The 5,753-nt window shown below is 68.6% G+C and carries 2 protein-coding genes; both read right to left on the reverse strand.

What is annotated here, in order from left to right:
- Positions 1–46: 46 nt before the first annotated feature.
- Positions 47–1,054, reverse strand: coding sequence for a LacI family DNA-binding transcriptional regulator (locus ACFWEP_RS30545; protein ID WP_387374918.1), 1,008 nt, complete (start codon positions 1,052–1,054; stop codon positions 47–49).
- Between the two features lie 110 nt (positions 1,055–1,164).
- Positions 1,165–5,451, reverse strand: coding sequence for a discoidin domain-containing protein (locus ACFWEP_RS30550; RefSeq protein ID WP_387374920.1), 4,287 nt, complete (start codon positions 5,449–5,451; stop codon positions 1,165–1,167).
- Between the last annotated feature and the right edge of the window lie 302 nt (positions 5,452–5,753).

Below are 5,753 nucleotides of genomic sequence, written 5' to 3' on the forward strand. Positions count from 1 at the left end.
GCCCCGGGAAGGGGACGGGCGCCGCGCGGCGCCGCGGTGCGCCGGCCTACCGCGGTGCTTGGGCCGTCGACCCGCGCACCACCAGCTCGGGTTCGAAGAGCAGTTCGCCGTGGTGCACCTCGCCGCCCTGGATCTGGGCGCAGAGCAGCTCGACGACCGCGCGGCCCATCGCCTCGATGGGCTGGCGCACGGTGGTCAGCGGCGGCTCCGTGCAGTTCATGAACGCGGAGTCGTCGTAACCGACCACCGACACCCCGTCGGGCACGGAGATCCCGCGCCGGCGGGCCGCCCGCACCGCGCCGAGGGCCAGCGGGTCGCTCGCGCAGATGATGCCGGTGGCGCCCCGGTCCAGCAGCCGCGAGGCGGCCGCCTGACCGCCTTCCAGGGAGAACATGGTCCGCTCGACGAACTCCGCCGTCAGCTCCCGCCCGTTGGCCGTCGCGACCGTCCTGGCGGCCGCCAGCTTGCGCCGGGAGGGGATGTGGTCGGCCGGGCCCAGCACCAGGCCGATCTTCTCGTGACCCAGCGAGGTGAGATGACGCCATGCCTGCTCGACGGCGACACCGTCGTCGCAGGAGATGCAGGGGAAGTCGATGTTCTCTATGGGGGCGTTGATGAGGACCACCGGAATCCTGCGCTCCGCGAGCCGTCGGTAATGCGCGTGCTCCGCGTCCGCCTGGGCGAAGAGCCCGCCGGCGAAGACGACCCCGGAGACCTGCTGCTGGAGCAGCAGGTCCACGTAGTCCGCCTCCGAGACGCCACCCTTGGTCTGGGTGCAGAGCACCGGTGTGAGGCCCTGCTGCGCGAGCGCGCCGCCGATCACCTCCGCGAAGGCCGGGAAGATCGGATTCTGAAGCTCGGGCAGGACCAGCCCCACCAGTCGCGCCCGTTCGCCGCGTAGCTGGCTCGGCCGTTCGTAGCCGAGCACGTCCAGCGCCGTGAGCACCGACTGACGGGTCGCCTGGGAGACTCCGGGCTTGCCGTTGAGGACCCGGCTGACCGTGGCCTCGCTGACACCCACCTTCTTTGCCACTTGAGCAAGTCTTCGCGTCATGACCGCAAGACTAACGCAATCTGTGCAAGCCATTTGCGGAAGACTCGCGGGCCGTCGCGGCGGTAGGTCGACCCCGCCACGACGGCCCGTACATCCTGTCGGTCCGCTCCTTACGGGTTGACGTTGATCTTGAAGGTGGAGGTGGTGTTGCGTATGTCCACCGCGTTGCCGGAGAGCCGCAGGCCGTTGAAGGTGACCTCACCGACCGCGGGTCCCTGACCCGACTCCGGCAGCTCGTTCGCCCAGAGACCGAAGCCGGACTTCGCGTCGAAGGCGTCCCCGCTCTTCCGCGCGCCCGAGATCGAGACGTCCGTGAAGACCGTGTCCTTGATCGGGAACTGTGGCTGCCCGCCCACGTAGTTGGTCTGGAACATCACCCCGCTGTAGGTCGGGTCCACGATGTCCACGTGGCTGACCCTGATGCCCTGGAACACCTTCGAGGCGGAGAACACCCAGATGGCCGGGAAGGTCTGCGACCCCCAGAAGTGGCCACCGGTCCGTACCAGGGAGATGTTCTCCAGAGCGGTGGGCCCGGTGCCGAACCCGTTCATCGGATACCCGAAGTCCAGCGAGGAGATGGTGATTCCCGCGTAGACGAGGGTGTCGGCGACCCGCAGGTTGCGGAAGGTGTTGTCGTAGCCGCCGTACACGGCGATACCCGCGGCCCGCCAGGTGAGGATCGACGTCAGGTTCTCGAAGACGTTGTTCTTCATGTCCGCCCCGCCGGCATCGATCGCCGAGAAGAGCGCGAAGCTGTCGTCACCGGTCGCCCGGGCCTCGTTGTTGGACACCAGGTTGTCCGTCGAACCGTTGGTCATGTTGATGCCGTCGGCGAACGTGTCCCGGATACGGGAGTTCTTGATGGTCATCCGGTCCGTGTTCGCGCCCCAGTACAGGCACACCATGTGCTCGACCCAGACGTTGTCGATCACGATGTCGGAAACGCCCGCGAAGTCGAACACCTTGCCAGGACCGTCGATCCGGGAGGTGTAGTTGCCGAAGTAGCCGAAGCCCGAGAACGACGAGCCGTTCGCGGTCGCGTCCGCGCGGAACCCGATGTCCGTGTTCTCCTGCCCGGCAGGCGCCTGGAACCTCGCGTACCAGGGACCGGCACCGACGACCTTCACCGCCTTCCCGTACACCTGGAACTTGGACGAGGTCTGGTAGTCGCCCGTCGGCAGGTAGACGCCGACCAGCTTGCCCGTGGTGTCCATCCGCACCCGGTCCAGGGCGTTCTGGACGTCCTGGTGGGTGAATCCGGCCGGCACGGCGTACGCCGCCGGGTCCGGGTTGGCGACGACCGCCGTCTGCTCCAGGCTCACGAAGTCGATCGCGTACGTGGAGGTGTTCGCGGCGTCCTTCTGCAGCCGGATCTTGGCTCCGGCCGGCACGGTCTCGCCGAGCAGCAGGTGTGCCTCGTCGTAGATGTGCCGGGGAGCACCCGCCGAGGGGGAGTTGCCGGGACCGGCCTCCGCGCCGTACAGCCACGCGTACCGGGAGGTCAGCGGGAGCGCCTTCTTCAGGACCCCGTCGACGTAGACGTCGATGGTGGAGTCGATGCCCCCGCCGCCCGGGGCGTCCGGGATGGAGAACCGGGTCACCAGCGTGTTGGTGGCGGCCCGGGTGGTGAACTCGACGTACTCGCCGGTCGCGTCCAGGTTGACCGCCTTACGGCCGGACGCCTCACCGGCGATGTCGCCCACCGTGCGGTTGGGACCGACCACCTGGGCGCCGCCGCCGGTCGTGGCGTCCTCCGCCTCGTACGTGGCGTACGGCATGTTGGCGCCGCGGCCGACGAACAGCGACTGGGTGGAGACGTTGTTCGTCCGCTTCACCGGCAGCTCGTTGGCGTCGTCGGCGAGCGTCACCTTCACGGTGTACGAGCCGTTGGCCGCCGTCCACGGGCCGAGCTTCACCGGGGCCGCGGTCGCTCCGGCCGCGATGGTCCCGGAGAACGCGCCCGTCAGGGTCTTCACGGTCGTGTTGGTCGAGTCGAGCACCGCGAGGGTCACTCCGTGGCTGCCGCTCGCCGAGGCGATCGACCCCTGGTTCTTGATCGCCACGTCGAAGGTCACCGCGTCACCGGCCGAGGGGCTGGACGGCGTGGTGTTGACCGAGGCGACCAGGTCCGAGCTGGAGACCGGCTTCACCACGAGGGGATCGGTGCGGTTGTAGGCGTTGTTGGACTCGTTCTGCTCGATCACCTCGCCCGCCGGGTCGACCACCGCGCCCAGCGGGTAACTCCCCGCCTCACGCGTGCCGATCGAGGCGCTGACCGTGGTCGACGCCCCGGCCGCGAGAGCGCCGACCGAAGCGGTGGCCACCTTGGAACCGCCGAGCAGCAGGTCCACCTTGGTGGCGGGCGACGCGACCGCGCCGCTGTTGCGCACCGTGGCGCCGAGGCTGATGGTGTCCGACTCCACCGGGGCGGAAGGCGTGGACGTCACACCGGTGACTTCGAGGTCCGGGTTGGGTGCCGGTACCCCGATCACCTGGAACTCCGCCACCTGACCGGCCGAGGAGCCGGAGTTGCCGGTGAACTTCAGCTGTACGTCGGCCACTCGGCCGGACACCGGCACGGTGACGGTGTTGCCGCTCGCCGGGTCGAAGGAGTAGCTCTTCGAGGCGGCCAGGCTGGTGAACGAGCTCGCGCTCTGCTCCCGCCCGAGCACCTCGAAGGTCTGCGTCCGGGCCCCCCACGCGCTGTCCGGGTTGAGCTTCAGCACCAGAGAGCTCAGGTCCGCGTTGGAACCCAGCTGCACGGTCAGGGTGTTGGGGTAACTACCCCCGGCGCCTTCCCAGTAGGTCGTCAGGTTGTTGTCGTTGGCGTTCGTCGCGACGTAGGTGTGCACGTACGACGAAGCGGTGATCGGCTTGGAAACCGCGAGGTTGGAGCCGGTGGTGCCCGAGCCGTTGCGGGTCACGGAGTTGCTCGCCGCCGACTGGTTGCCGGCCGCGTCCTTCGCACGGACCACGTAGGTGACCGTGGCCGAGGCGGGCTGCGTGTCGGTGTACGTCGTCACCGAGCCGCCGACGCTGCCCCGCAGGGCGTTGTTGGCGTAGATGTCGTAGCCGGTGACGGCGGTGTTGTCGGTGGAGGCGTTCCAGGTCAGCTTGACCTGGCCGCTGGCCGGCTCGGTCAGCGCCAGCCCGGAGGGGGCGGTCGGCGCCGTGGTGTCCCCGCTGCTCGCCTGCCGGGTGACGGTGTTGCTGTTGCCCGACTGGTTCCCGGCCGCGTCCTTGGCCCGCACGTAGTACGAGACGGTCTGGTTCGCGGGCCGGTTGTCGGTGAACGTGGTCACCCCGCCCGCCACACTGCTCAGCAGGGTGTTGTTGGCGTAGATGTCGTAGCCGGTGACGGCGGTGTTGTCGGTGGAGGCGTTCCAGGTCAGCTTGACCTGACCGCTCGCGGGCTCCGTGAAGGCGAGGCCGGACGGCGCGGACGGAGCCTGGGTGTCACCCGTCTCGGGGCCGTAGACCTCGAACTCGGACACCTGGGCGCCCGGTTGCACGCTGTTCGCGGTGAACAGGGCACGCACGTAACGCGTGGTGGTGGCGTCGAAGGAGATGGTGACCGTCTGACCTCCCGCGCTGTCGAAGGCGTACGCCTGCGAGGCGGTGAGGTCCGTGAAGGCCGAGTTGTTCGCGCTGCCCTGGATCTTCAGCGTCTGACTGCGCGGCCCCCAGCTGTCCGGCAGCTTCAGGACCACCCGGTCGACCCGCACGGCGGAACCGAGATCCGCTTGGATCCACTGCGGGAACGCGTTGTTGGCGCTCTCCCAGTACGTGGACTTGTTGCCGTCGTTGGCGTTGGACGCCGGGTACACGTCGGTGTGACTGCTCTCCGACATGGTGCGACCGCTCGCCAGGTTCACCGAGGACGCGGCGGCGACCTTGACCTCCAGTTCGGAGAGCTGCGCGGCGTCGGCGACGGAGTTGTCCGTGACCGCGATCCGTACGTAACGCGCTTTGGTCGACGGGTAGTTCACGGTGACGGCGTTGGCCTGGCCCGGGCTGAAAGTGTAGGTCGCGGAGCTCTTCAGCGTGGCGAATGCCGTGCCGTCGACGCTGCCCTGGACGGCGAGGGTCTGGGTGCGGCTCGCCCACCCGGCCGGGAGTTTCAGTACGACCCCGTCCGTCCGGACGGTGGTTCCCAGGTCGGTCTGCACCCACTGGGGTTGGTCGCTCTTCGCGGCCTGCCAGTAGGTGCCCTGGTCGCCGTCGGTGATGCCGGCGGCGGTGTTCTTCGCCCGCGCGCTGCTCGCCTTGGCCGGCAGGCCCGAGGCCGCGTTCGGCCCCGTGGCCGCCGTGGCGGTCAGCGCGGGCCAGCCGACGGTCAGCAGGCTGGTGACGACCACTGCGGACAGACCGCGCGCTCTCCAGCGTTTCGCTCTCATGGATCCCCGATCCCTCGGCCTCGCCCCTGACGGAGGCGAGGCGCGGCTCAGTCGATGTGCAGGGAGGATTGGATTTATGCGTCATGCACTACATCTTTTGCGAGGAGCGGTCAGAGGGTTGCAGATATCTGGAGGCTCGTCTACCGGTCCCGCACGTACCAATTGCTGCGTCGGATCGGCTTGATTGGTCAACACCCGCCGCGATCAGGGGCTTTCGTCTGTACTGTCAGGAAATGCAAGTTCGCCGCAAGCGATGGAAGCCGGTTGCGTTTTTGCGCAAGACAGGCCAAGCGCGGAAACGC

The sequence above is a fragment of the Streptomyces sp. NPDC060198 genome (genome assembly GCF_042728415.1).
Taxonomy (GTDB): Bacteria; Actinomycetota; Actinomycetes; order Streptomycetales; family Streptomycetaceae; genus Streptomyces.

What these genes read in the sequence shown, in the direction of transcription:
- ACFWEP_RS30545 (WP_387374918.1), bottom strand. Translation starts at nt 1,054, where the DNA reads ATGACGCGAAGACTTGCTCAAGTGGCAAAGAAGGTGGGTGTCAGCGAG.
- ACFWEP_RS30550 (WP_387374920.1), bottom strand. Translation starts at nt 5,451, where the DNA reads ATGAGAGCGAAACGCTGGAGAGCGCGCGGTCTGTCCGCAGTGGTCGTC.